This is a genomic window from Streptomyces sp. NPDC026246 (assembly GCF_055567995.1).
This window is the reverse complement of record NZ_JBVHPJ010000008.1, coordinates 241,810-263,620: the sequence shown is the minus strand read 5'-3', so window position 1 is coordinate 263,620 and position 21,811 is coordinate 241,810. Positions and strand designations below refer to the sequence as shown.

20 protein-coding genes are annotated in these 21,811 nt (G+C 72.6%); 15 read left to right on the top strand and 5 right to left on the bottom strand.

What is annotated here, in order from left to right; all coding sequences use genetic code 11:
- Positions 1 to 30: 30 nt before the first annotated feature.
- The 4 genes from dnaJ (at position 31) to ACZ4M5_RS21770 (ending at position 4,380) form a co-directional block, all read left to right on the top strand.
- On the top strand, positions 31 to 1,209 hold the full coding sequence (dnaJ, locus tag ACZ4M5_RS21785; protein ID WP_467739177.1) for a molecular chaperone DnaJ: 1,179 nt from the start codon (positions 31 to 33) through the stop codon (positions 1,207 to 1,209).
- Between the two features lie 4 nt (positions 1,210 to 1,213).
- Positions 1,214 to 1,666: a heat shock protein transcriptional repressor HspR gene (locus ACZ4M5_RS21780; RefSeq protein WP_467739175.1), complete on the top strand. Its 453-nt coding sequence runs from the start codon at positions 1,214 to 1,216 to the stop codon at positions 1,664 to 1,666.
- Positions 1,667 to 1,947: 281 nt separating this feature from the next.
- Positions 1,948 to 3,054 (top strand): sugar ABC transporter substrate-binding protein, encoded by a 1,107-nt coding sequence (locus ACZ4M5_RS21775; protein ID WP_467739173.1) that lies wholly within the window; start codon positions 1,948 to 1,950, stop codon positions 3,052 to 3,054.
- 285 nt (positions 3,055 to 3,339) lie between these two features.
- Positions 3,340 to 4,380, top strand: coding sequence for a helix-turn-helix transcriptional regulator (locus ACZ4M5_RS21770; RefSeq protein ID WP_398109015.1), 1,041 nt, complete (start codon positions 3,340 to 3,342; stop codon positions 4,378 to 4,380).
- On the opposite strand, the gene ACZ4M5_RS21765 is transcribed toward ACZ4M5_RS21770, so the two are convergent.
- Both ACZ4M5_RS21765 and ACZ4M5_RS21760 read right to left on the bottom strand, forming a co-directional pair.
- A complete protein-coding gene (locus tag ACZ4M5_RS21765; protein WP_467739171.1) occupies positions 4,343 to 5,332 on the bottom strand; it encodes a helix-turn-helix transcriptional regulator in 990 nt (329 codons plus the stop codon). The genes ACZ4M5_RS21770 and ACZ4M5_RS21765 overlap by 38 nt on opposite strands.
- A complete protein-coding gene (locus tag ACZ4M5_RS21760) occupies positions 5,329 to 6,288 on the bottom strand; it encodes a helix-turn-helix transcriptional regulator (protein ID WP_398109013.1) in 960 nt (319 codons plus the stop codon). The genes ACZ4M5_RS21765 and ACZ4M5_RS21760 overlap by 4 nt, the downstream gene beginning before the upstream one ends.
- 370 nt (positions 6,289 to 6,658) lie before the next feature.
- Here ACZ4M5_RS21760 and ACZ4M5_RS21755 point away from each other — a divergent pair, with 370 nt between their 5' ends.
- Complete coding sequence (locus ACZ4M5_RS21755) at positions 6,659 to 6,994, top strand: Rieske (2Fe-2S) protein (RefSeq protein ID WP_094054633.1); 336 nt, start codon at positions 6,659 to 6,661, stop codon at positions 6,992 to 6,994.
- Between the two features lie 178 nt (positions 6,995 to 7,172).
- On the opposite strand, the gene ACZ4M5_RS21750 is transcribed toward ACZ4M5_RS21755, so the two are convergent.
- Positions 7,173 to 7,589, bottom strand: coding sequence for a pyridoxamine 5'-phosphate oxidase family protein (locus tag ACZ4M5_RS21750; RefSeq protein ID WP_467739168.1), 417 nt, complete (start codon positions 7,587 to 7,589; stop codon positions 7,173 to 7,175).
- A 138-nt stretch (positions 7,590 to 7,727) separates the two neighbouring features.
- Between ACZ4M5_RS21750 and clpB the strand changes: the two genes are divergently transcribed.
- The gene (clpB, locus tag ACZ4M5_RS21745; RefSeq protein ID WP_467739466.1) at positions 7,728 to 10,328 is read left to right on the top strand and encodes an ATP-dependent chaperone ClpB; all 2,601 of its coding nucleotides are present in this window, start codon (positions 7,728 to 7,730) and stop codon (positions 10,326 to 10,328) included.
- 21 nt (positions 10,329 to 10,349) lie between these two features.
- Here the strand turns inward: clpB and ACZ4M5_RS21740 are convergent, their stop codons facing one another.
- A complete protein-coding gene (locus ACZ4M5_RS21740; protein ID WP_467739166.1) occupies positions 10,350 to 10,835 on the bottom strand; it encodes a hypothetical protein in 486 nt (161 codons plus the stop codon).
- A gap of 172 nt (positions 10,836 to 11,007) precedes the next feature.
- Here ACZ4M5_RS21740 and ACZ4M5_RS21735 point away from each other — a divergent pair, with 172 nt between their 5' ends.
- Positions 11,008 to 11,538, top strand: coding sequence for a YbjN domain-containing protein (locus ACZ4M5_RS21735; RefSeq protein ID WP_398109009.1), 531 nt, complete (start codon positions 11,008 to 11,010; stop codon positions 11,536 to 11,538).
- A gap of 96 nt (positions 11,539 to 11,634) precedes the next feature.
- Here the strand turns inward: ACZ4M5_RS21735 and ACZ4M5_RS21730 are convergent, their stop codons facing one another.
- A complete protein-coding gene (locus ACZ4M5_RS21730; RefSeq protein WP_467739163.1) occupies positions 11,635 to 12,834 on the bottom strand; it encodes a pyridoxal phosphate-dependent aminotransferase in 1,200 nt (399 codons plus the stop codon).
- Between the two features lie 129 nt (positions 12,835 to 12,963).
- On the opposite strand from ACZ4M5_RS21730, the gene ACZ4M5_RS21725 reads away from it, so the two are divergent.
- From ACZ4M5_RS21725 to ACZ4M5_RS21690, 8 genes are all read left to right on the top strand, one after another.
- Positions 12,964 to 13,248 carry a hypothetical protein gene (locus tag ACZ4M5_RS21725; RefSeq protein ID WP_467739161.1) on the top strand — a complete coding sequence of 95 codons (285 nt, stop codon included), beginning with the start codon at positions 12,964 to 12,966 and terminating at the stop codon, positions 13,246 to 13,248.
- 631 nt (positions 13,249 to 13,879) lie between these two features.
- Positions 13,880 to 14,407, top strand: coding sequence for a DUF2617 family protein (locus ACZ4M5_RS21720; RefSeq protein ID WP_467739159.1), 528 nt, complete (start codon positions 13,880 to 13,882; stop codon positions 14,405 to 14,407).
- A 133-nt stretch (positions 14,408 to 14,540) separates the two neighbouring features.
- Complete coding sequence (locus tag ACZ4M5_RS21715) at positions 14,541 to 16,220, top strand: polyamine aminopropyltransferase (RefSeq protein WP_467739157.1); 1,680 nt, start codon at positions 14,541 to 14,543, stop codon at positions 16,218 to 16,220.
- Between the two features lie 120 nt (positions 16,221 to 16,340).
- Positions 16,341 to 17,288 (top strand): SRPBCC domain-containing protein, encoded by a 948-nt coding sequence (locus ACZ4M5_RS21710; protein ID WP_467739155.1) that lies wholly within the window; start codon positions 16,341 to 16,343, stop codon positions 17,286 to 17,288.
- A gap of 68 nt (positions 17,289 to 17,356) precedes the next feature.
- Positions 17,357 to 18,145, top strand: coding sequence for an aldose epimerase family protein (locus ACZ4M5_RS21705; RefSeq protein WP_467739153.1), 789 nt, complete (start codon positions 17,357 to 17,359; stop codon positions 18,143 to 18,145).
- A 10-nt stretch (positions 18,146 to 18,155) separates the two neighbouring features.
- Complete coding sequence (pyrE, locus tag ACZ4M5_RS21700; RefSeq protein WP_467739151.1) at positions 18,156 to 18,704, top strand: orotate phosphoribosyltransferase; 549 nt, start codon at positions 18,156 to 18,158, stop codon at positions 18,702 to 18,704.
- A gap of 137 nt (positions 18,705 to 18,841) precedes the next feature.
- Positions 18,842 to 19,864: a class II fructose-bisphosphate aldolase gene (gene fbaA, locus ACZ4M5_RS21695; protein WP_467739149.1), complete on the top strand. Its 1,023-nt coding sequence runs from the start codon at positions 18,842 to 18,844 to the stop codon at positions 19,862 to 19,864.
- A 75-nt stretch (positions 19,865 to 19,939) separates the two neighbouring features.
- Entirely contained in the window at positions 19,940 to 21,436 is a 1,497-nt protein-coding gene (locus ACZ4M5_RS21690) for an MFS transporter (RefSeq protein WP_467739147.1), read from the top strand.
- The last annotated feature ends 375 nt before the right edge of the window (positions 21,437 to 21,811 follow it).

Below are 21,811 nucleotides of genomic sequence, written 5' to 3'. Positions count from 1 at the left end.
CACGTACGAAGGGAAGGAGGGGCGTCGAGGATGAGCACCAAGGACTTCATCGAGAAGGACTACTACAAGGTCCTCGGCGTCCCCAAGGACGCCACCGAGGCCGAGATCAAGAAGGCGTACCGGAAGCTCGCCCGCGAGTTCCACCCGGACGCCAACAAGGGCAACGTCAAGGCGGAGGAGCGCTTCAAGGAGATCTCCGAAGCCAACGACGTCCTCGGCGACCCCAAGAAGCGCAAGGAGTACGACGAGGCACGCGCCCTCTTCGGCAACGGCGGGTTCCGCCCGGGGCCGGGCGGCGCGGGCGGCTCCTTCAACTTCGACCTGGGCGACCTCTTCGGGGGCGCCCAGGGCGGGCAGGGCGCCGGCGGGTTCGGCGGCGGACTCGGTGACGTCTTCGGGGGCCTGTTCAACCGCGGCGGCGCGGGCACGGGGACGCGCACCCAGCCCCGGCGCGGCCAGGACATCGAGTCCGAGGTGACCCTCACCTTCACCGAGGCGATCGAGGGCGCGACCGTCCCGCTGCGGATGTCCTCGCAGTCGCCCTGCAAGGCCTGTTCGGGCACCGGCGACAAGAACGGCACACCGCGCGTGTGCCCGACCTGCGTCGGCACCGGGCAGGTCGCCCGGGGCAGCGGCGGCGGGTTCTCCCTCACCGACCCCTGCCCCGACTGCAAGGGCCGCGGCCTGATCGCCGAGACACCCTGCGACGTCTGCAAGGGCAGCGGCCGGGCCAAGTCCTCGCGGACGATGCAGGTGCGCATCCCCGCGGGCGTCAGCGACGGCCAGCGGATCCGGCTGCGCGGCAAGGGCGCGCCGGGCGAGCGCGGCGGGCCGGCGGGCGACCTCTACGTGGTCGTGCACGTCGACTCCCACCCGGTGTTCGGCCGCAAGGACGACAACCTCACCGTCACCGTCCCGGTCACCTTCACCGAGGCGGCCCTCGGCGGCGAGGTCCGGGTGCCGACGCTGGGCGGCCCGCCGGTCACGCTGAAGCTGCCCCCCGGCACGCCGAACGGTCGTACGATGCGCGCCCGGGGCAAGGGGGCGGTCCGCAAGGACGGCACCCGCGGCGACCTCCTGGTCACCGTCGAGGTGAGTGTCCCGAAGGACCTGACGGGGAAGGCTCGTGACGCGCTCGAGGCGTATCGCGAGGCGACCGCGGAGGAGGATCCGCGGGCGGAGCTGTTCCAGGCCGCGAAGGGAGCATGAGCAGATGGACGGTCGTCGGCGCAACCCGTATGAACTGACCGAGGAGACCCCGGTCTACGTCATCTCGGTGGCGGCCCAGCTGTCCGGCCTGCACCCGCAGACCCTGCGCCAGTACGACCGGCTGGGTCTGGTCTCCCCGGACCGCACCGCGGGCCGGGGCCGGCGCTACTCGGCCCGCGACATCGAACTGCTGCGCACCGTCCAGCAGTTGTCGCAGGACGAGGGCATCAACCTGGCCGGAATCAAGCGCATCATCGAACTGGAGAACCAGGTCGCCGCGCTCCAGGCCCGGGTCGCCGAGATGCAGGACGCGCTCGACGGCGCGGCGGCGGCCATGCGCCAGCGCGAGGCGGCGGTGCACGCCTCCTACCGCCGTGACCTGGTGCCCTACCAGGAGGTGCAGCAGACCAGCGCCCTGGTGGTGTGGCGGCCGAAGCGGCAGCAGCAGACCGACTGAGGCGGCCGCGCCCGCGGAAGCACGGCGATGGGGCCGGGAGTTGACTCCCGGCCCCTTTCGCGCGCCTTGGGGGGTTTTCGCCCGGTCTCCCGTCGATGACCGTGTGGTGCAGGGCACTTGGAGATGATTCCGCAGAGTCTTCACAACTGCTGCGGAGCGTGGTGTTGCCATCTCGTTAAGTGGTTCCGCTTGACGCTGGGGGCGCGTCGGCGTTGGCTTTTCAGTCACATGGGCCACAAAGCTGTGCCCACGTCCGAATCACACGCGAAGTGAGCTTCCCGATGCGTCGTATCGCCATATCCGTGGCAGCCGCCACGATGTCCGTCACGCTGGCCGGTTGCGGCGTGCTCAACGCGAGCGGGAGCAGTGACGACGCGAGCCCGGCCAAGGGCGACGACATCACCGTGGGCCTGCTGCTGCCGGAGAAGGCGAACACCCGGTACGAGAACTTCGACTACCCCATCATCAAGCGGAAGGTCGAGTCCCTCACCAACGACAAGGGCCGCGTCGAGTACGCGAACGCCGAGGCCAGCGCGGACAAGCAGGCCGGCCAGCTGCAGCAGATGATCGACGACCGGGTCGACGTGATCCTGCTGGACGCGGTGGACTCGCACGCCATCGCCAGTGGCGTGAAGAAGGCCAAGGAGGCCGGCATTCCGGTCATCGCGTACGACCGGCTGGCCGAGGGCCCGATCGACGCGTACATCTCCTTCGACAACGAACTCGTGGGCGAGGTGCAGGGGCGCACCCTGCTGGAGGCCATCGGCGAGGACGTGAGCCTGTCCGACAAGATCGTGATGATGAACGGCTCGCCGACGGACCCGAACGCCAAGCAGTTCAAGGCCGGCGCCCTGTCCGAGCTGAACGGCAAGGTCACGATCGCGAAGTCCTACGACACCACGGACTGGAAGCCGGAGAACGCCCAGGCGAACATGGCCAAGGCCATCGCCGCCATCGGCAAGGGCAACATCGCCGCCGTCTACTCGGCCAACGACGGCATGGCCGGCGGCATCGTCAACGCCCTGGAGGCCGCCGGCGTGACCAAGCTGCCGCCCATCACCGGGCAGGACGCGGAACTGGCCGCGGTGCAGCGGATCGTCTCCGGCGAGCAGTACATGAGCGTGTACAAGTCGTACCCGCAGGAGGCCGAGAACGCCGCGGAGATGGCGGTCGCGAAGGTCCAGGGCCGGGACATCCAGTTCGCCGCCCTCACCCGGGACCGGGTCGACAGCCCCACGGACAAGGGCATTCCGGCCCAGCTCGTGCCGGTGGTCGCGCTCACCAAGGAGAACATCCAGGACACGGTCGTCGCCGATGACATCTACAAGCTGTCCGACATCTGCACGGCGAAGTACAAGGCGGACTGCGCGGCGGCGGGCCTGAAGTAGGCGGCCCGCCCCGGCCGCCGTCCTCGGCGGCGCCCGGACCCCGTGGCAGAACACCACCTCCCCCGCACGGTCGGCGGCGGCTCCGCTCGGCACGAACCGGTGCCCCGCAGGCCCGTCGCCGACGGCCGTCCCCGGCGTTGAAGCGGGCCGTCAACGGGCATGCGGATACCGGATTCAAACGGGTGGAAACGAATCGCCGCCGGGACGGAGCCGTGTTGCGGAGCACCGTCCGGCCGCGCATAGTTGCCGCTGCGGCGAGACGCGAAACCGGGGGTGGGATGGGCGATGGCCGGGCACGGGGCGGAGCAGCATCCACATGGTGCCGACCGACTGTGCGAGGCCGGGGATCGCGTGTATTCCCGGGCCGTACGGCGGGGCCGGGTGCCGCGCCGGGACGCGGAACCGGTTCCCTGTCTGCTGGAACTCGCCCTGCTGCATCCCGACCCGGACGACATGGACTGGCTGGTGCCGACCTCCCCGCAGGAGGTCATGACCCGGCTGCTGCGCGGGATGTACGACGAGGTCAGCGCGAACCAGCGCCGGGTGGGCTCGGCCGTGGCCGCCGTCGAGTGGTACGCCGGACTCGGCCGTCAGGTCCGGCCCGCCCCGTCGGCCGGTGAGGGCTCGGCGATCCGGGTCCTCGACGGACTCGCCCGCATCCAGGCGGCGATGGACGAGGCGACCGAGGCCTGCACGACCGAGGTGCTCACCGTCCAGCCCGGCGGCATCCGGCGCGAGGCGGAGCTCTCCGAGGGCCTGCACCGGGCGCTGGCGCTGCGCGGCAGGGGCGTGCGGATGCGGGACCTGTACACGCACGTCGCCCGGCACGGGCAGGGCCTGCTGACGTATCTGGAGATCATGGGCGACGCCGTGGAGGCGCGCACGCTGGACGAGGTCATCGACCGGCTGATCCTGTTCGACCGGACGGTGGCGTTCGTGCCCGCCAACAGCGACCGCACGATGGCCCTGGAGCTGCGGCACCCCGCGCTCGTCGCCTACCTCGTGACGGTCTTCGAACGGCTCTGGCGCCTGGCGATCCCGCTGACCGCGCCGCTGCCCGACACGGGCATCGAGGGCATCTCCCACCGCGAGCAGTCCATCGCGGCGCTGCTGGCGGAGGGGCACCAGGACGCGGTCATCGCGGAGCGGCTGGGCATCAGCGTGCGCACGTGCCGGGCGCACATCGCGCGTCTGTCGGAGACGCTGGGGGCGGCCAGCCGGACGCAGCTGGGCGTGCGCATCGCCCAGGCGGGCCTGGACGGGCCGCGGGCGGGCGCCTCGCCGACGCTCAGTGCTCCCGGTCGAGGATCCCGGACCGCCCGATGAGGTAGCCGAGCTGGGCCCTGCTCCGGCTCCCCAGGGCCGCGGCGAGCTTGGCGATGTGGACCCGGGCGGTACGGACGTTCATCCCGAGCCGCTCGGCGATCACGGTGTCGGTGTGCCCCTCCACGAGCAGCGCGGCGATGGCGTGCTGCCGGGGGGTGACATCGCCGGGGGAGGGTTCGGGGGCGGCTTGCGGGTGCATGGGTGTCGCGAGTCGCCAGAAGCGGTCGAACGTGGTCGTGAAGTGGCTGATGAGGGCGGGGTGGCGGACTTCCAGGGCGAGGCCCGCGTCCTTGTCGGCGGGGATGAAGGCGACCGAGCCGTCGACGACGATGAGGCGGTCGGTGACCTCGTCCAGCGTGCGGGCCTCGACGTCCCCGTGCAGTCGCTCGTAGCGGGCCAGAGCGATGGGCACATGACGGATCGTGTGCGGGTAGAGCGTGCGGATGCGGCCGCCTCGGTCCAGCAGGGCCTGGTCGCGGGCGAGAGCGACGGGGTGGGTCGCCTGTCCGCGCTGGTCGCTGTAGTGCGTGTTGGGCTGGATGCAGAGCAGTTCCCTCGTCGCGTCGGCCATGGCCTCGGTGATGGCCCGGTTGATGCGCTCCGAGCCGCTGAGGAGGGTCAGCGAAGGAGTCTCCCCCGTACCGGCGGAGGCGGTGCCGATCCGCATCAGCGGCTGGAACAGCTCGGCGAGCCTCTCCTCGCGCAGGCGCTCCCGGGCGATCCGGTGCTCGGAGACCCGCAGCAGGCGGTGCAGCGCGACAGCCGGCGCAGCGGGATCCAGCCGGCCCGGATCGTCGGCCGCCGGGTGCAGCAGACCGAAGTCGATCAGACACGGAGCCGTGAGGGCTTCTCCGGCGGGAACGCACCCCTCCCGCAGAGCGCGTGCGTACAACTCCGTTCCCGCCGGGCACAACTCGTCGTCGTCATGCGCCCGGTGCACCGAGGAGCTCAACCGCCGAGGCCTTCCTCGTCCTGGTTCAGGATGCCCGACTGGGCGATCAGGTAGCCGAGTTGGGCTCGGCTGCCGCTGCCGAGGGCGGACGCCAGCTTGGCGATGTGGGCCCGGCAGGTGCGCACGTTCATGCCGAGCCGTCGTGCGATGGCCTCGTCGACGTGTCCTTCGACGAGGAGCTTGGCGATGGAGTACTGGATCTCCGTGATGCCGTCGCGGGAGGTCCCGTACGGTGTGCCGGTGCTGAGCGGTACCGATCGGTCCCACAAGTACTCGAAGAGCTTGATGAGGTAGCGGACCAGACCGGGGTGGCGCAGTTCCAGGGCGACCTGCTGGTCGTCGCGGGCGGGGATGAAGGCGACGGACTCGTCACAGATGATCAGCCGCTCGACGAGTTCGTCGATGGTCCGGTACTCCGCCTTGCCGTTGGAGAGCTGTGCGGCGTAGGCCAGTTGCTCGGGGTTGTAGCGGGCGGTGTGCTGGTACAGGGTGCGGATGCGCACACCACGTTCGATCAGCGGCCGGTCGCGCTCCAGTCCGAGCAGGAGGCTGCGCTCCGACATCCGGTCGGTGGGCTGGACGGTCAGCATCTCCGTCTGGCACTGCAAAGTGGCCATGTTGAGCGCTGCGTTGATTCGCTCGCCGCCTTCCAGGACAGTGATGGAGTCACTGGTGGCGGTCAGCTGGGTACCCAGGGCCATGAACGGCTCGAAGGTCTCGGTCAGGCCGGTCGCCAGCCGCCGGCGGTCGGCTATCTCCTGCTCCAGCGGGTTGAGCTGCCGTGACAGGGCGACCGCGGGTGGGACCGGCCGCAGCCAGCCCGGGTCGTCCGGGTCGGGGTGGAGCAGGGCGAACTCGATCAGGCACGGAGCCGGTGCCACGTCCTCGCGTGCGATGCGTCCGGCGCGCAGTGCGGTGGCATACAGACGGCCGCCCTCATCGCACCAGTGGGTCATCGCATGGGGATGTGTCTCCTTAGTCCGATTTGATGTCAAATCTCCACCCCCCAGGGTCCTGAACATGCAGGAACATGATGCATCGATTGTGTGGCCATGACGTGCCCGAATGAGCCATCGTCGTACTCGACGGGGGAAAAGGGGACCTTCAAGTGAGGACGAAGCCGACTATGCGTAACAGAATGCTTCGCTCGGTGCTTGTCGTTGCCTTCTCCGCCGTTGCAGCCCTCGGCGCGCTGAGTGGCTTCTCCGATGTGAAGGACGATGCCCGGGCCAACAGCAGCTGGCCGTCCGTCGCCGTGAACAGTGCTCACGGAGCGGAGAACAGCAGCTGGCCGAGTCCCGGGTCCGACGGGGCCGGGGGCTGATCGTGACCACTCCACCCGACGACCGCTCCTTCCGTCGTGAGATGGCCACCGCCTACCGCTCCGGCTGGCACTTCATCGACCTGGTCACCGCCATCCCCCACAGCGGTGACTCCCTGATGGTGACCGTGTTCGGAGAGCCGGTCGTCGTCACGCGGGACGAGGACGGAGACGTGCGGGCCTACCGGTGCCTGCGGCGGCCCCGGGGGGCGCCGCAGCCCGTCCGGTGCGCCGTACGGTACGGAATGATCTTTGTGAACCTGGACCAGCGGGACCACCAGCAGGTGGAGGCCGACTCCCCTGTCCCGCGGACCATCTCTGCCACCCCCCGCAGTGCCTGACGCGATTCCCCCGTCGTAACAGATCGCTCAGGTGCTTCCCCCCGCAGCGGCGTCACCGTGACCTGAACACGGTGACGCCGCTGCAGTTTTCCGGGACATGTCCGGGTATCGCCGCCGCCGTGACGCCTCGCGCGGTGGCCGGATCCGGCCGGTGTCCGCTGCGGGACGTCCCCGTGTCTCAACCCCGCCCCATCGCCCGCGTCAGCCGGATCTCGATGACCACCCGGGCCGGGTTGGGCGACGGCGTCCTGCCGTAGCGCTCCGCGTAACGCCGCTCCGCCTCCGCGACCCGCTCCGGTTCCCGGCGCACGACGGCCCGGCCCTCCAGCGTCGCCCAGCGGCGGCCCTCCAGCTGGCAGACCGCGACGGCGGCGCCCTCCTCGCCCGCGGCCAGCACGTTGCGCACCTTCGTGCTCGCCCCGTTGGCGATCACCCGAGCCAGACGGGCCTCGGGATCGTATGTGACCCCGACGGGTACTACGTGCGGTGTGCCGTCCGGGCGGGGAGTCGTCAGGGTGCACACGTGCCGTTCCCGCCAGAAGCCGAGGTACGACGGGTCGGGAGCGCCCGGATCGACGGAGTACTTGGTCGCCATGCACGGAACTTAGCGCTCCGACACTCCCGGGATCGGCCTTGAGTGGAATAGACTCAACTTTGTGGACGTTGGCTCAGTCAGTACGGACTGCCCGTGGAGACGTCGCACACCGCTGCACGCAAGGAGGAGAACGCGAACGTGGACGCCGAGCTGACCAACCGGAGCCGGGACGCGATCAACGCTGCCAGCAACCGGGCCGTGACCGAGGGACACCCCGACTTCACCCCCGCCCACCTGCTCCTCGCGCTGCTCCAGGGGCAGGACAACGAGAACATCACCGACCTGCTCTCCGCGGTCGACGCCGACCAGGCGGCCGTGCGCGCCGGGGCCGAACGCGTGCTCGCCGGACTGCCCAGCGTCACCGGGTCGACCGTGGCGCCGCCCCAGCCCAACCGCGAGATGCTCGCCGTCGTCGCCGACGCGCAGTCCCGCGCCAAGGAACTGGGCGACGAGTACCTGTCCACCGAGCACCTGCTGATCGGCATCGCCGCCAAGGGCGGCGCGGCCGGCGAGGTGCTCACCCGCCAGGGCGCCGACGCCAGGAAGCTGCAGGCCGCCTTCCAGAAGACACGAGGACAACGCCGCGTGACCACCGCCGACCCCGAGGGCCAGTACAAGGCCCTGGAGAAGTTCGGGACCGACTTCACCGCCGCCGCACGCGAGGGGAAGCTCGACCCGGTCATCGGCCGCGACCAGGAGATCCGCCGCGTGGTGCAGGTGCTGTCGCGGCGCACCAAGAACAACCCGGTGCTGATCGGTGAGCCCGGCGTCGGCAAGACCGCCGTCGTGGAGGGGCTCGCCCAGCGGATCGTCAAGGGCGACGTCCCCGAGTCGCTGAAGGACAAGCGGCTCGTCGCGCTCGACCTCGGCGCGATGGTCGCGGGCGCCAAGTACCGGGGCGAGTTCGAGGAGCGGCTGAAGACCGTGCTCGCGGAGATCAAGGACTCCGACGGGCAGATCATCACCTTCATCGACGAGCTGCACACCGTCGTGGGCGCCGGCGCCGGCGGCGACTCCGCCATGGACGCCGGGAACATGCTGAAGCCGATGCTCGCCCGCGGTGAGCTGCGCATGGTCGGCGCGACGACCCTCGACGAGTACCGCGAGCGGATCGAGAAGGACCCCGCCCTGGAGCGCCGGTTCCAGCAGGTGCTGGTCGCCGAGCCGACCGTCGAGGACTCCATCGCGATCCTGCGCGGACTGAAGGGCCGCTACGAGGCCCACCACAAGGTGCAGATCGCCGACAGCGCGCTGGTGGCCGCCGCCACCCTCTCCGACCGGTACATCACCTCCCGCTTCCTGCCCGACAAGGCCATCGACCTCGTCGACGAGGCGGCCTCGCGCCTGCGCATGGAGATCGACTCCTCGCCCGTCGAGATCGACGAGCTCCAGCGCGCCGTCGACCGGCTGAAGATGGAGGAGCTGGCGATCGGCAAGGAGACCGACGCCGCCTCCCGCGAACGGCTGGAGAAGCTGCGCCGCGACCTCGCCGACAAGGAGGAGGAGCTGCGCGGCCTGACCGCCCGGTGGGAGAAGGAGAAGCAGTCCCTCAACCGCGTCGGCGAGCTGAAGGAGAAGCTCGACGAACTGCGCGGCCAGGCCGAGCGCGCCCAGCGCGACGGCGACTTCGACACCGCCAGCAAGCTGCTGTACGGCGAGATCCCCACCCTGGAGCGGGACCTGGAGGCCGCCTCCGAGGCCGAGGAGGAGGTGGCCCGGGACACCATGGTCAAGGAGGAGGTCGGCGCCGACGACATTGCCGACGTCGTCGCCTCCTGGACCGGCATCCCCGCCGGGCGGCTGCTGGAGGGCGAGACGCAGAAGCTGCTGCGCATGGAGGACGAGCTGGGCAAGCGGCTCATCGGCCAGGCCGAGGCCGTGCGCGCGGTGTCCGACGCCGTACGCCGCTCCCGCGCCGGGATCGCCGACCCCGACCGCCCCACCGGTTCCTTCCTCTTCCTCGGCCCGACGGGCGTCGGCAAGACCGAACTGGCCAAGGCCCTCGCCGACTTCCTCTTCGACGACGAGCGCGCGATGGTCCGCATCGACATGTCGGAGTACAGCGAGAAGCACAGCGTCTCCCGGCTGGTCGGCGCCCCGCCCGGGTACGTCGGCTACGAGGAGGGCGGCCAGCTGACCGAGGCCGTGCGCAGGCGGCCGTACTCGGTGGTCCTGCTGGACGAGGTGGAGAAGGCCCACCCCGAGGTCTTCGACATCCTGCTCCAGGTGCTCGACGACGGGCGCCTCACCGACGGGCAGGGCCGCACGGTCGACTTCCGCAACACCATCCTGGTGCTGACCTCCAACCTCGGCAGCCAGTTCCTGGTCGACCCGCTGACCAGCGAGACGGAGAAGAAGGAGCAGGTGCTGGAGGTGGTCCGGGCCTCCTTCAAGCCGGAGTTCCTCAACCGGCTGGACGACCTGGTCGTGTTCTCGGCGCTGACCAAGCCCGAGCTGGAGCGCATCGCCAAGCTCCAGATCGACCGCCTGGCCAGGCGCCTGGCCGAGCGGCGCCTGAACCTCGACATCACGCCCGAGGCCCTGGCGTGGCTCGCCGAGGAGGGCCTGGACCCGGCGTACGGGGCCCGGCCGCTGCGGCGGCTCGTGCAGTCCGCCATCGGCGACCGGCTCGCCAAGGAGATCCTGTCCGGGGAGATCAAGGACGGCGACACCGTCCGGGTGGACCGCTTCGAGGACGGCCTCCTCGTGGGACCGGCCACCACCGGCAAGACGCTGTAGGAACGGGCCCGATGCCGGGCCTCACATCGTGAACGCCGAGAAGCGCACCAGCGCCGTCTCGGCGTTCTCGTTCTCCACGCGCACCTGCACGACGTGCGCCCCGGCCGTGCCGGGCAGCCCGTTCTCCCGGGTCACGTCCAGACAGAGGGCGCCGCACACGCCCCCGCCCGCGCGGGGCTGCGGCGCGTCCGGGTACGTCGCGCGCAGCCAGCCGCGCACGTCCGCGCGGGGCATGCGCAGCACCGCGCTGTAGGAGGTGTCGATGCCGCGCTGCACCGTGCAGTCGCGTACGGTCGCGCCCCGCGGGCGTTCGGCGGCCCCGAAGGCCAGGGCCTCGGCGCAGGGGACCCCGGCCGCGGCGCCCGTACGCCCACCGCCCTCGTCGCCGGAGGAGGCCCACAGGACGGCACCCGCGACGAGCGCCCCGAGGACGATCACCGGCACCGCAAGGATCGGCAGGAGCAGCTCCCACCTGGTACGGCCTCGCTCCGGTGCCGCCACGGCCACCGCCCCCTTCCTCCGCCACCCGGGAGGACGGTGCCGCGGGGGCGATGGTTGTCCGGTGCCCCGGCGGGTGACCGGATCGTGTCAGCCGAGGGCTGACAGGGCCTGTCGGGGCTTGCCACCCCCCTCCCCGCATGGGGGAGGATGGCGGGATCCGTACGAAGGGAAAATCACGGTGACCATCGACCCGTCCTCGATTCCGAACTTCGGGGGCCAGCCCGAGCCGCAGCCGCAAGGACCGGCGGGCCCCGTCGTCCCGGATCAGGACCTCGTGAAGCAGCTCCTCGACCAGATGGAGCTCAAGTACGTCGTCGACGACGAGGGAGACCTCGCGGCGCCGTGGGAGCAGTTCCGCACCTACTTCATGTTCCGTGGAGAGGGAGACCAGCAGGTCTTCTCCGTGCGGACCTTCTACGACCGGCCCCACGAGATCGAGGCCAAGCCGCAGATCCTGGAGTCCATCGACGACTGGAACCGCCGCACCCTGTGGCCCAAGGTCTACAGCCACACGCACGACGACGGCACGGTCCGCCTGATCGGCGAGGCCCAGATGCTGATCGGCATGGGCGTCAGCCTGGAGCACTTCGTCTCCTCGACGGTCAGCTGGGTCCGCGCCGCGATCGAGTTCGACAAGTGGCTCGTCGAGCAGCTCGGCCTGGAGCAGGAGATCGACGAGGCGGACAAGCCCGGGGACGACGAGCAGTAGTCCCGCAGGTGGCCTCTCACGGCGCGTCGGCACGCACGAACCGTGCGCGCCGCACGCGCCGTCCGCCTTTCCGCACCCCGTCCCGCAGAGCGGCGGTCAGTGGGCGAACGCCTTGCGGAGCCGTTGCGCCGCTTCCGTCAACACCTCGGGGCGTTTGCAGAAGGCGAAGCGGACGAACGGGGCGCCCTCCTCGCGGTGGTCGTAGAAGACCGCGTTCGGGATGGCGACGACGCCCGCGCGTTCCGGCAGGGCGCGGCAGAAGGCGAAGCCGTCGCTCTCGCCGAGGGGGCGGACGTCGGTGGTGACGAAGTAGGTGCCCGAGGGGCGGAAGACCCGGAAGCCGGCCTCCTCCAGTCCTGCCGCCAGCAGGTTCCGCTTGGCCAGCATGTCGGCGCGGAAGTCCGTGAAGTACGACTCGGGCAGCGACAGCGCCTCGGCGATCGCGTACTGCAGCGGCCCCGCCGAGACGTAGGTCAGGTACTGCTTGGCCGAGCGCACCGCCGTGACCAGGTCCGGGGCCGCCGTCACCCAGCCGACCTTCCAGCCGGTGAACGAGTAGGTCTTGCCGCTGCTGGAGATGGTCACCGTGCGCTCGCGCATCCCCGGGAACGTCGCCAGCGGCACGTGCTCGGCGTCGTCGAAGACCAGGTGCTCGTACACCTCGTCGGTCACCACCAGCAGATCCCGCTCGACCGCCAGCTCGGCGATCGCGGCCAGCTCCGCGCGGGTGAGGACCGTGCCGGTCGGGTTGTGCGGCGTGTTGACCAGCAGCAGCCGGGTGCGGTCGGTGACGGCGTCGCGCAGCTCGTCCAGGTCCAGGCGGAAACGGCCCTCCTCGAGGTCGGCGCGCAGGGTGACCGGCACCCGGCGCCCGCCCGCCATCGCGATGCACGCCGCGTAGGAGTCGTAGTACGGCTCCAGGGCGACCACCTCGTCGCCCGGTTCCACCAGGGCCAGCAGGGCGGCCGCGATGGCCTCGGTGGCGCCCGCGGTGACCAGGACCTCGGTGTCCGGGTCGAGGGACAGGCCGTAGCGGCGCTGCTGGTGGGCGGTGATCGCGGTGCGCAGCTCGGGAACGCCGGGACCGGGCGGGTACTGGTTGCCGCGGCCGTCGCGCAGGGCCCGCACGGCCGCCTCCCTGATCTCCTCGGGGCCGTCGGTGTCCGGGAAGCCCTGACCGAGGTTGATGGCCCCGGTGCTCAGGGCCAGGGCCGACATCTCGGCGAAGATCGTCGTCCCGAACTCGGCGAGCCGGCGGTTGAGGAGGGGGCGCGCGCTGGAGGTCATGCCGGCCATCCTGCGCCGAAGCTCTGGAGTTCCTCAACTCTGCTTTGGCGCGCGCGGGGGACGGGCATCTCCCGGTCACGCAAGAGCGAGGCGCCCACGGGGGGCCGCTTCGGGGGAAACGGAAGGAGGGGTGACGCCATGTTCGTCGGCATCATCCTGGCGGTGATCGCGATCCTGTTCGTGGGGGCGCTGGTGTCGCTCGCCCGCCGGGGCGGCTCCCGCCGCCCGGCGGCGGCGCGGACGGGCGGCAGATCGTCCCGCGACAGCGGCAGCACGAGCTGGTGGGCGGGCGGGGGAGACTCCGGCTCGTCCGGCGGTGGCGACAGCCACCACGGGGGAAGCTCCTGCGGCGGAGGCTCGTCCTGCGGAGGCGGGTCGTCCTGCGGCGGAGGCGGTGGCTGCGGCGGCGGCGGAGGCAGCTGACCGAGGCCGGCGGCACCCTCCGGGAGGGAGTATCCGGCCACGGCCACCGCACGCGGGGCCCGCACCTGGGGCGGGCCCCGCGTCGTCGCGTCCGGCCGTCGCCGCGGCGCGCACAGGCGGCGCACGCCTCCCGCCCGGCCGCTCCCCGTACGACGGATGCCTCGAACCTCTGACCTCGTGCGTCACATGCGAGCGCGCTGCCCCGTCCGTCCCCGGGACCGACCGGGCACGCGGGCACGGGCTCTTCGCCACCGCCTCGGCAACTACGGCTCCCGGCCGGTGACTTCGGCCGGTCGCCGGGACGCACGGGCGCCCGTCCCCACCCGCTGTGTGCCCGGAGGCGTCACGCACCGGCGCACGCCTCCCCGGCCCGGGCGCACGCCGTGGTTGAACAGGTGACCAGAGGAGCCCTCTGAGGGATGGAAACCCTCCGAACTTGGGTAAAAACGCTGTGACGGGGGCACGGTTCGTGATTCCCTCTGAATCAACCGACGCACCTCTCGGACGTTCTGCGGACACCTCCCAGTAACCGGCCGACCGCGCCGGCCGGGCCGACATCCTCCGGTGCGTCCGGGGCGCCACGGACCCAACTCCCCTCCTCGCTCTCCTTGTGTGCTTGCGGAGCCGATCGATGCTCACGACCCTGAACACCTCCTACACCGACACGCGCGCGGACGATCTCGCCTGGGCCCTGGGGCGCGAGCCGCTCCCGGCGCTGGCCACGCTCGACCTCGAACTGACGGGCATAAAACTGCAGTTGAGGCTGCTCGGCGCGTCGCACCAGGTCGTACTGGAGGAGCAGGGCGGCATCCGCTCGGAGACGGTGGCCTGCATCCCGGGCAGCAGCGCCCCGCTCCCGCTCGGCGTCGCCAAGCGGGTGGGCGACTGGGAGTACGAGTTCGCGGCCCGGGTGGAGGTCCTCTCGCCCGGCTCCTTCGCGGGCCGGGCCCAGGAACTGCTCGACCTGGTCTCCGACCACCCGCACGGTCTCGCCGGTGTCTTCCCGGGCAGCCCCCACGCCTTCACCGCACTGCTCGCTCAGCACCACGAGGGGCAGGTGCACTGGCGGACCTGGCACGCCTATCCGCAGGAGGGGCAACTGGTGGCGACCCGGACCCGGGTGGGGGTGCGCAACCGGGCGGCCGTCCCCGTCCTGTGACGCCCGCCGGCGGGAGGGGCGAGGAGTCACCGGTCGCGCCGAAACGGATCTCGTACCGTCGGGCGGCCGCCGTAAACCAGCACCACTCCTGTGGGTGACGATCCCCTGTCGGTGCGTGACGTAACGTCGCAGGGTGATCGAGCCGCCCGCGCCCGCCCCGCCCGCTTCCCGGCCGCCCCGGAGCGACTCGGGCGGCCCGGCGGGCGGCCCTCAGCACGTATCGGGCGGCCCGGCCGACCCGATGCCGCTGCCCGTGCGTCCCGGCACCGGACGGTTCCTGGTCCTCGCGGGCGTGTTCGTCTGTGCGGCCTGCGGACTCGTGTACGAGCTGGAACTGGTCGCCGTGGCCTCGTACTTGATGGGCGACTCCGTCACGCAGGCCTCCGTCGTGCTGTCCGTCATGGTCTTCGCCATGGGCCTCGGCTCCCTCGCCGCCAAACGGCTGCGCGGGCTGGCCGCGGCCGGGTTCGGCGCCGTCGAGGCCCTCCTGGCCCTGGTCGGCGGCTCCAGCGCCCTGGCGCTGTACGCGGTGTTCGCCTGGACCGGTGACGGGGGCGGCATGGAGGGCGAAGGCGCGACGACGCGCGGGCTCCTGGTCGCCTTCTCGCTCGCCACCGGGCTGCTCATCGGCGCCGAGATCCCGCTGCTGATGGAGCTGATCCAGCGCATCCGCCGCCAGGACCCGGGCGGCGCGGTCGCCGACCTGTTCGCCGCGGACTACGTCGGCGCCCTCGTCGGCGGACTGGCGTTCCCCTTCCTGCTGCTGCCCCGCCTCGGGCAGCTGACCGGCGCGCTCCTGACCGGTGCCGTCAACGCCGTGGTCGGCTGCGCCCTGGTGTGCGGCCTGTTCCGGCGGGACCTGAGCGGGCGCGCCCGCCGGCTGCTGCTGCTCGCCAACGTCCTCGTCCTCGCGCTCCTCGCCACCGCGGCCCTCCTCGCCGACGACTTCGAACGGGCAGCACGGCACGCGGTGTACGGCGCGGACGTACGGGTAGCCCTGCGCAGCGGCGTGCAGGAGATCGTCGTGGCCGGCGGCACCGGCGGGCGGCCCCTGCACCTGTTCCTCGACGGGCGGCTGCGGGCCGGCGGGCCCGACGGGCGGCGCCGGCACGAGGCCCTGGTCCATCCGGCCATGGCCGGGCCGCACGCGCGCGTGCTCGTCCTCGGCGGCGGGGACGGCCTGGCCGTCCGCGAGGTGCTGCGCCACCGGGGGGTGGAGCGGATCGACGTCGTCGAGGCCGACGCGGAGGTGGTCCGGCTCGCCCGCACCGACCCGGGCCTGTCCGCGCTGAACCGGCACGCCTTCGGCGACCGCCGCGTGCACGTGACGATCGACGACGCCTTCGGCCGGCTGCGCGCCCTGCCCCCGGAGGCGTACGACGTGATCGTCTGCGACCTGCCGGACCCGGAGCTCACGCCCGGCACGAAGCTGTACTCGCAGGAGTTCTACGGCCTGGCACGGCGCGCCCTGGCCCCCGGTGGCCGGCTGGTCGTGCACGCCGGGGGCGTCGCGGCCGGCCCGCGCGTCTTCTGGACCGTCGAGGCGTCCGTCCGCGCCGCCGGCCTGCGCACCGCCCCCTACGGCGTGAGCGCGCCCCGACCCGGCCGGGACGCACGCCCCGGCCGCTCCCGGCCCCCGGGCGACCACGGTTTCGTCCTGGCCGCCCGGGCACAGCCACGGCCGCGGATCGACCCGGCGGGGCCGCGGCCCGCCGCCCTGACACCGGCCGCGCTGCGGACGGGGACCCGACAGGTCCGCGCGACGCGGATCGGCGGCCTGCCGGCCTCCACCCTGCTGCATCCCCGGTACTGACGGGACGCGGGCGGCGGCCCGCGAAGGAGGGGCGCGAGCATACGCCCGGTGGGGGTGGATCGGGTGTGAATCCCTCAGCCGGGGGTGCGATCCGGGCCGTGCTGGGTAGAGTCCGTCGACATGGAGCACGAGGTGTTCGTTCCGGTCCCGGCCGAGCGGCTCAGGGGGGTGCTGGACGACCCCGCGCGGGTCGCCCGGGCCGTTCCCGGGCTCCAGCAGGACGCGGGCGCCGAGCCCGTCGCCGGCCGGCTGAAGGTCCGGGTCGGGAGCCACTCCGTCACCTACCGCGGTGCCGTCCGGCTGTCCCGGCGCGAGGACGGTTCGTACACCGCCGACGGGCAGGCCGAGGAGGCGCGCGGCAGCGGTTCCGTCACGCTCGCGCTGCGGATCGCCCTGCGGGAGTCGGAGGACGGCTGCACGGTCGTCTTCGACGGCACGGCGACCGCGGACGGCCGCATCAAGGACCTCCCGGCGGACGCGGTGGACAGTGCCGTCACCCGGCTGCTGAACCGTTTCGCGGAGCATCTGGCCGGGGCCGCCCCCGAGCCGGCGGCCGAGGCCGGGCCGACGACACCGCCCGCCACGCAGGACTTCGAACCCCGCGCCACGACCGACCACGAGACGACCCCCGACGCGGACGACCCGCCCCCGCCCCCCGCGGCGTCCGGGAAAACCCCCGCGACCCCGGAGGACACCGCGACCCCGGAGGACACCGGGGCCGGAAACGGCGACGGCGAGCCCGCCGGGCCCGGTCTCACCGAGGAACCCCGCCCCGCCTTCGGCGCCGGCCTCCCGCCCTCCGCCGCCGAACCGCCCGTGCAGGACGACGAGGACGACGAGGACGACGACGACGAGGACGGCATGGCCGAGGCGGCCCACGCCCGCCGGACCATGATCGGTCGCAGTGCCGAGGAGGTGGACCACGCCCCGCCGCGCGGCCGGTACGCCCCCGTGCCCGCCCCGCAGACCGTGTCGCCCCCGGCCCCGCTGCGCTGGGCGGCCCCGGCGGCGGCCCTCGCCCTGGCCTCGGCCGTCGTCGCGGTCCGGGCCCTGCGCCGCCGCCGCTGAACCCCGGCGGGCCGCGGACACCCGTCCACGGGCCGGGCCCTCTTGATCCACCCCAGTAGGGTCGTCCCGTGAGCGACGAAGAGATCACGCTGACCGCGGGTGACGCGGAGGCGACGGTGCAGCCGGGCAACGGCGGCCGGATCGGTGGGCTGCGCATCGGCGGTACGGAACTGCTGCGCCAGGGCGAGCGGTTCGGCTGCTTCCCGATGGTGCCGTGGTGCGGACGCACCCGCGACGGCCGCTTCCTCGACGGCGCCGAGGTGCGGCAGCTACCGCTCAACGCCCCGCCCCACGCCATCCACGGCACCGTCCGCGACACCGCCTGGCGCACCGCCCGCCGGACCGCGTCCGAGGCCGTCATCACCTGCGAACTCACCGACCCCTGGCCGCACCCGGGCCGCGTCACCCAGGTCGTCGCCCTCACCGCGGACTCCCTGACGCTGACGATCTCGGTGGAGACGTACGAGTCGTCCTTCCCGGCGCAGATCGGCTGGCACCCCTGGTTCAACCGCAACCTCGGCGGCGAGGACGTGACCCTCGACTTCGCCCCCGCCTGGCAGGAGGAGCGCGGCGACGACCACCTGCCCACCGGCAACCGCCTCGACCCGAAGCCCGGGCCCTGGGACGACTGCTTCGGCATGCCCGGTGGCGTCGAGGCCACCCTGACCTGGCCGGGGCAGCTGGAGCTGACCGTGTCCAGCCGGGCGGAGTGGGTCGTCGTCTACGACGAGCAGCGCGAGGCGGTGTGCGTCGAGCCGCAGACCGGTCCGCCCAACGGGCTCAACACCCTGCCGCGCCTGGTCACGCCCCTGGAGCCGCTGGAGGCCACCACGACCTGGAGCTGGCGCCGCCTCTAAGCTGGGCGGCATGACGGACACACGCGGCGCGCTGCTGCAGCAGATCAAGGACAAGGCCGTGGTGCACGGCAAGGTGACCCTGTCGTCGGGTCTCGAGGCCGACTACTACGTGGACCTGCGCCGCGTCACCCTCGACGGCGAGGCCGCCCCGCTGGTCGGGCAGGTGCTGCTGGACCTGACCGCGGAGCTGGACTTCGACGCCGTCGGCGGGCTGACCATGGGCGCGGACCCGGTCGCCGCCGCGATGCTGCACGCGGCCGCCGCCCGCGGGAAGCGCCTGGACGCCTTCGTCGTGCGCAAGGCCGCCAAGGCGCACGGTCTGCAGCGCCGCGTCGAGGGCCCGGACATCGCCGGCCGCCGCGTGCTGGTCGTCGAGGACACCTCCACCACCGGCGGCTCCCCGCTCACCGCCGTCGAGGCCGTGCGCGAGGCCGGGGCCGAGGTCGTCGCCGTCGCGACCATCGTCGACCGGGCGACCGGTGCCGCGGAGAAGATCCGGGAGGGCGCCGGTGTGCCGTACCTCTTCGCGTTCTCCAAGGACGAGCTGGGCCTGGACTGACCAGGGCGTGGACAGCGACCTGGACCTCCCGGCCGAGTCTGGAAAGATGGGGCCGACGATGACGTCGCACCCCAAGGTCTAGGTCAGGGCCGTTAGACACAGCAGTACGTCAACCCGCAGATACAAGGAGCGGACGCATGCCCATCGCAACTCCCGAGGTCTACAACGAGATGCTGGACCGGGCGAAGGCAGGAAAGTTCGCCTACCCGGCCATCAACGTGACCTCCACCCAGACCCTCCACGCGGCCCTGCGCGGGTTCGCCGAGGCGGAGAGCGACGGCATCGTCCAGATCTCCACGGGTGGCGCCGAGTTCCTTGGCGGCCAGTACAGCAAGGACATGGTCACCGGCGCCGTCGCCCTGGCCGAGTTCGCGCACATCGTCGCCGAGAAGTACCCGGTGAACATCGCGCTGCACACCGACCACTGCCCCAAGGACAAGCTCGACGGGTACGTACGCCCGCTGCTGGCGCTGTCCAAGAAGCGGGTCGACGCCGGCCTGGCCCCCCTGTTCCAGTCGCACATGTGGGACGGCTCCGCCGAGACCCTCGCCGACAACCTCTCCATCGCGCAGGAGCTGCTGGAGCAGGCCCGCGCCGCGAAGATCATCCTCGAGGTGGAGATCACCCCCACCGGTGGCGAGGAGGACGGCGTCACCCACGAGATCAACGACTCCCTCTACACCACGGTCGACGACGCGATCCGCACCGCCGAGGCCCTGGGCCTGGGCGAGAAGGGCCGCTACCTGCTCGCCGCGTCCTTCGGCAACGTGCACGGCGTGTACAAGCCGGGCAACGTCGTCCTGCGCCCCGAACTGCTCAAGGAGCTGAACGAGGGCGTCGCCGCCAAGTACGGCAAGGGCTCCCCGTTCGACTTCGTCTTCCACGGCGGCTCCGGCTCCACGGAGGAGGAGATCCGCACCGCGCTGGAGAACGGCGTCGTGAAGATGAACATCGACACGGACACCCAGTACGCGTTCACGCGCCCGGTCGCGGACCACATGTTCCGCAACTACGACGGTGTCCTGAAGGTCGACGGCGAGGTCGGCAACAAGAAGACCTACGACCCGCGCACCTGGGGCAAGCTGGCCGAGGCCTCCATGGCCGCCCGCGTGGTCGAGGCCTGCGGCCACCTGCGCTCGACCGGCACGAAGATCAAGTAGTTCCCGGTCCCGCTCGCGTCGAGCCCGGCACCTCCTGAGGTGCCGGGCTCTTCCGTATGCTCCTATGCTCCCTGCATGCCCGATGTCCGGCTGGCCTCACCGCAGGGCAAGTGGGTCCTGCTCACCACCGTGCTCGGCTCCGGCATGGCGATGCTGGACTCGACCGTCGTCAACGTCGCGCTGCCGCGCATCGGCCGCGACCTCGACGCGGACCTGGCCGTCCTGCAGTGGACGGTCAACGCGTACATGGTCACGCTCGCCGGGCTGATTCTGCTGGGCGGGGCGCTCGGGGACCGGTTCGGGCGGCGGAAGGTGTTCGTCGTCGGCGTGGTGTGGTTCGCGGCGGCGTCGCTGCTGTGCGGGATCGCGCCGAACGCGGGTGTGCTGATCGCCGCGCGGGCCCTGCAGGGGGTGGGCGGCGCGCTCCTGACGCCCGGGTCGCTGGCGCTGATCCAGGCGTCCTTCCACCCCGACGACCGGGGGCGGGCCGTGGGGCTGTGGTCCGGGTTCGGCGGGGTCGGCGCGGCCGTCGGGCCGTTCGTCGGGGGCTGGCTGGTGGACGGGCCGGGCTGGCGCTGGGTGTTCCTGCTGAACGTGCCGCTGGCGCTGGTGTGCGTGCCGGTGGCCCTGCGGCACGTCCCCGAGTCGGGCGGCGGCCCCGCCCGCCCGGAGGGCGCCGGGGGAGGGCGGGCACACGGGCGGTTCGACGTGGCGGGGGCGGTGCTCGGGGCGCTGGCGCTCGCGCTGGTGACGTACGCGCTGATCAAGGCCCCGGAGGGCGGCGCGGTGGTGGTGGTCTCCGGGGCGGCCGGGGTGGGCGCGGCCGTCGCGTTCGTCGTGACCGAGCGGCGCCGGCCGGATCCGATGCTGCCGCCGGACATCTTCGCGTCCCGGCAGTTCACGGCCGTCAACCTGGTGACGCTGTGCGTGTACGCGGCCCTCGGCGGCTTCTTCTTCCTCGCCGCGCTCCAGCTCCAGGTCGTCGTGGGCTACTCGGCCCTCGCCGCCGGTACGGCCCTGCTGCCGACGACCGTGCTGATGCTGCTGCTGTCCGCGCGCTCCGGGGAACTGGCCGACCGCATCGGGCCGCGGATCCCGCTGACGGTGGGGCCGCTGCTGTGCGCGGCCGGGATGCTGCTGATGCTGCGGGCCGGGCCGGGGGCGTCGTACGTCCGCGACGTGCTGCCCGCGCTGCTGGTGCTCGGGCTGGGGATGGTGACGCTGGTGGCACCGCTGACGGCGGCGGTCCTCGGGTCGGTGAGCGTGGCCCGGGCCGGGCTGGCGTCCGGCGTCAACAACGCGGCGGCCCGTGCGGCGGGGCTGGTCGCGGTGGCGGCGCTGCCGCTGCTCACGGGGATGGGCGAGGAGGCGTACCGGGAGCCGGAGGCCTTCGACGCGGCCTTCGGGCGGGCGATGGGGTGGTGCGCGGGTGCGCTCGTGGCGGGCGCGGTGGTGGCCGCCGCGGCGGTACGCAGGCCGCCGCCGGGGTGCCGGCGACCGGAGTGCCTGCGACACGGCGGAGTCACGGCACCGCCGCTGGAGGGCGAGCCGGTGAGGAAGCGGCTGGGGTAGGGCCGGGGGGCGACCTTCCCCGCGGGCCCGCTGCCCGCTGCCCGTCGCCCACGGCCCCCGGCACGTCGCACGGCGGCCTGCGACCTGCGGCACGTCGCACGGCCAGCGGCCCGGTCGCCCGCGGCTTGCGGCACGTTGCACGGCGGCCCGCGGCCCGGCCGCCCGCCACCCGCGGTGCGCGGCTTGCGGCGCGTCGTGCGGGCCGGACCGGCCAGCGGCCCGCCGTCGGTTGCCCCCGGCCTGCGGCCTGCGGCACGGCGCATTGCGGCCTGCGGCCCGGCCGGCCGCCCGCCACCCGCGGTGCGCGGCTTGCGGCGCGTCGTGCGGGCCGGACCGGCCAGCGGCCCGCCGTCGGTTGCCCCCGGCCTGCGGCCT

Excerpts from the sequence above, each read along its gene's own strand:
- dnaJ (WP_467739177.1), top strand. The coding sequence starts at position 31 with ATGAGCACCAAGGACTTCATCGAGAAGGACTACTACAAGGTCCTCGGC.
- ACZ4M5_RS21780 (WP_467739175.1), top strand. The coding sequence starts at position 1,214 with ATGGACGGTCGTCGGCGCAACCCGTATGAACTGACCGAGGAGACCCCG.
- ACZ4M5_RS21775 (WP_467739173.1), top strand. The coding sequence starts at position 1,948 with ATGCGTCGTATCGCCATATCCGTGGCAGCCGCCACGATGTCCGTCACG.
- ACZ4M5_RS21770 (WP_398109015.1), top strand. The coding sequence starts at position 3,340 with ATGGCCGGGCACGGGGCGGAGCAGCATCCACATGGTGCCGACCGACTG.
- ACZ4M5_RS21760 (WP_398109013.1), bottom strand. The coding sequence starts at position 6,288 with ATGACCCACTGGTGCGATGAGGGCGGCCGTCTGTATGCCACCGCACTG.
- ACZ4M5_RS21750 (WP_467739168.1), bottom strand. The coding sequence starts at position 7,589 with ATGGCGACCAAGTACTCCGTCGATCCGGGCGCTCCCGACCCGTCGTAC.
- ACZ4M5_RS21730 (WP_467739163.1), bottom strand. The coding sequence starts at position 12,834 with ATGGCCGGCATGACCTCCAGCGCGCGCCCCCTCCTCAACCGCCGGCTC.
- ACZ4M5_RS21725 (WP_467739161.1), top strand. The coding sequence starts at position 12,964 with ATGTTCGTCGGCATCATCCTGGCGGTGATCGCGATCCTGTTCGTGGGG.
- ACZ4M5_RS21720 (WP_467739159.1), top strand. The coding sequence starts at position 13,880 with ATGCTCACGACCCTGAACACCTCCTACACCGACACGCGCGCGGACGAT.
- ACZ4M5_RS21710 (WP_467739155.1), top strand. The coding sequence starts at position 16,341 with ATGGAGCACGAGGTGTTCGTTCCGGTCCCGGCCGAGCGGCTCAGGGGG.
- pyrE (WP_467739151.1), top strand. The coding sequence starts at position 18,156 with ATGACGGACACACGCGGCGCGCTGCTGCAGCAGATCAAGGACAAGGCC.
- fbaA (WP_467739149.1), top strand. The coding sequence starts at position 18,842 with ATGCCCATCGCAACTCCCGAGGTCTACAACGAGATGCTGGACCGGGCG.
- ACZ4M5_RS21690 (WP_467739147.1), top strand. The coding sequence starts at position 19,940 with ATGCCCGATGTCCGGCTGGCCTCACCGCAGGGCAAGTGGGTCCTGCTC.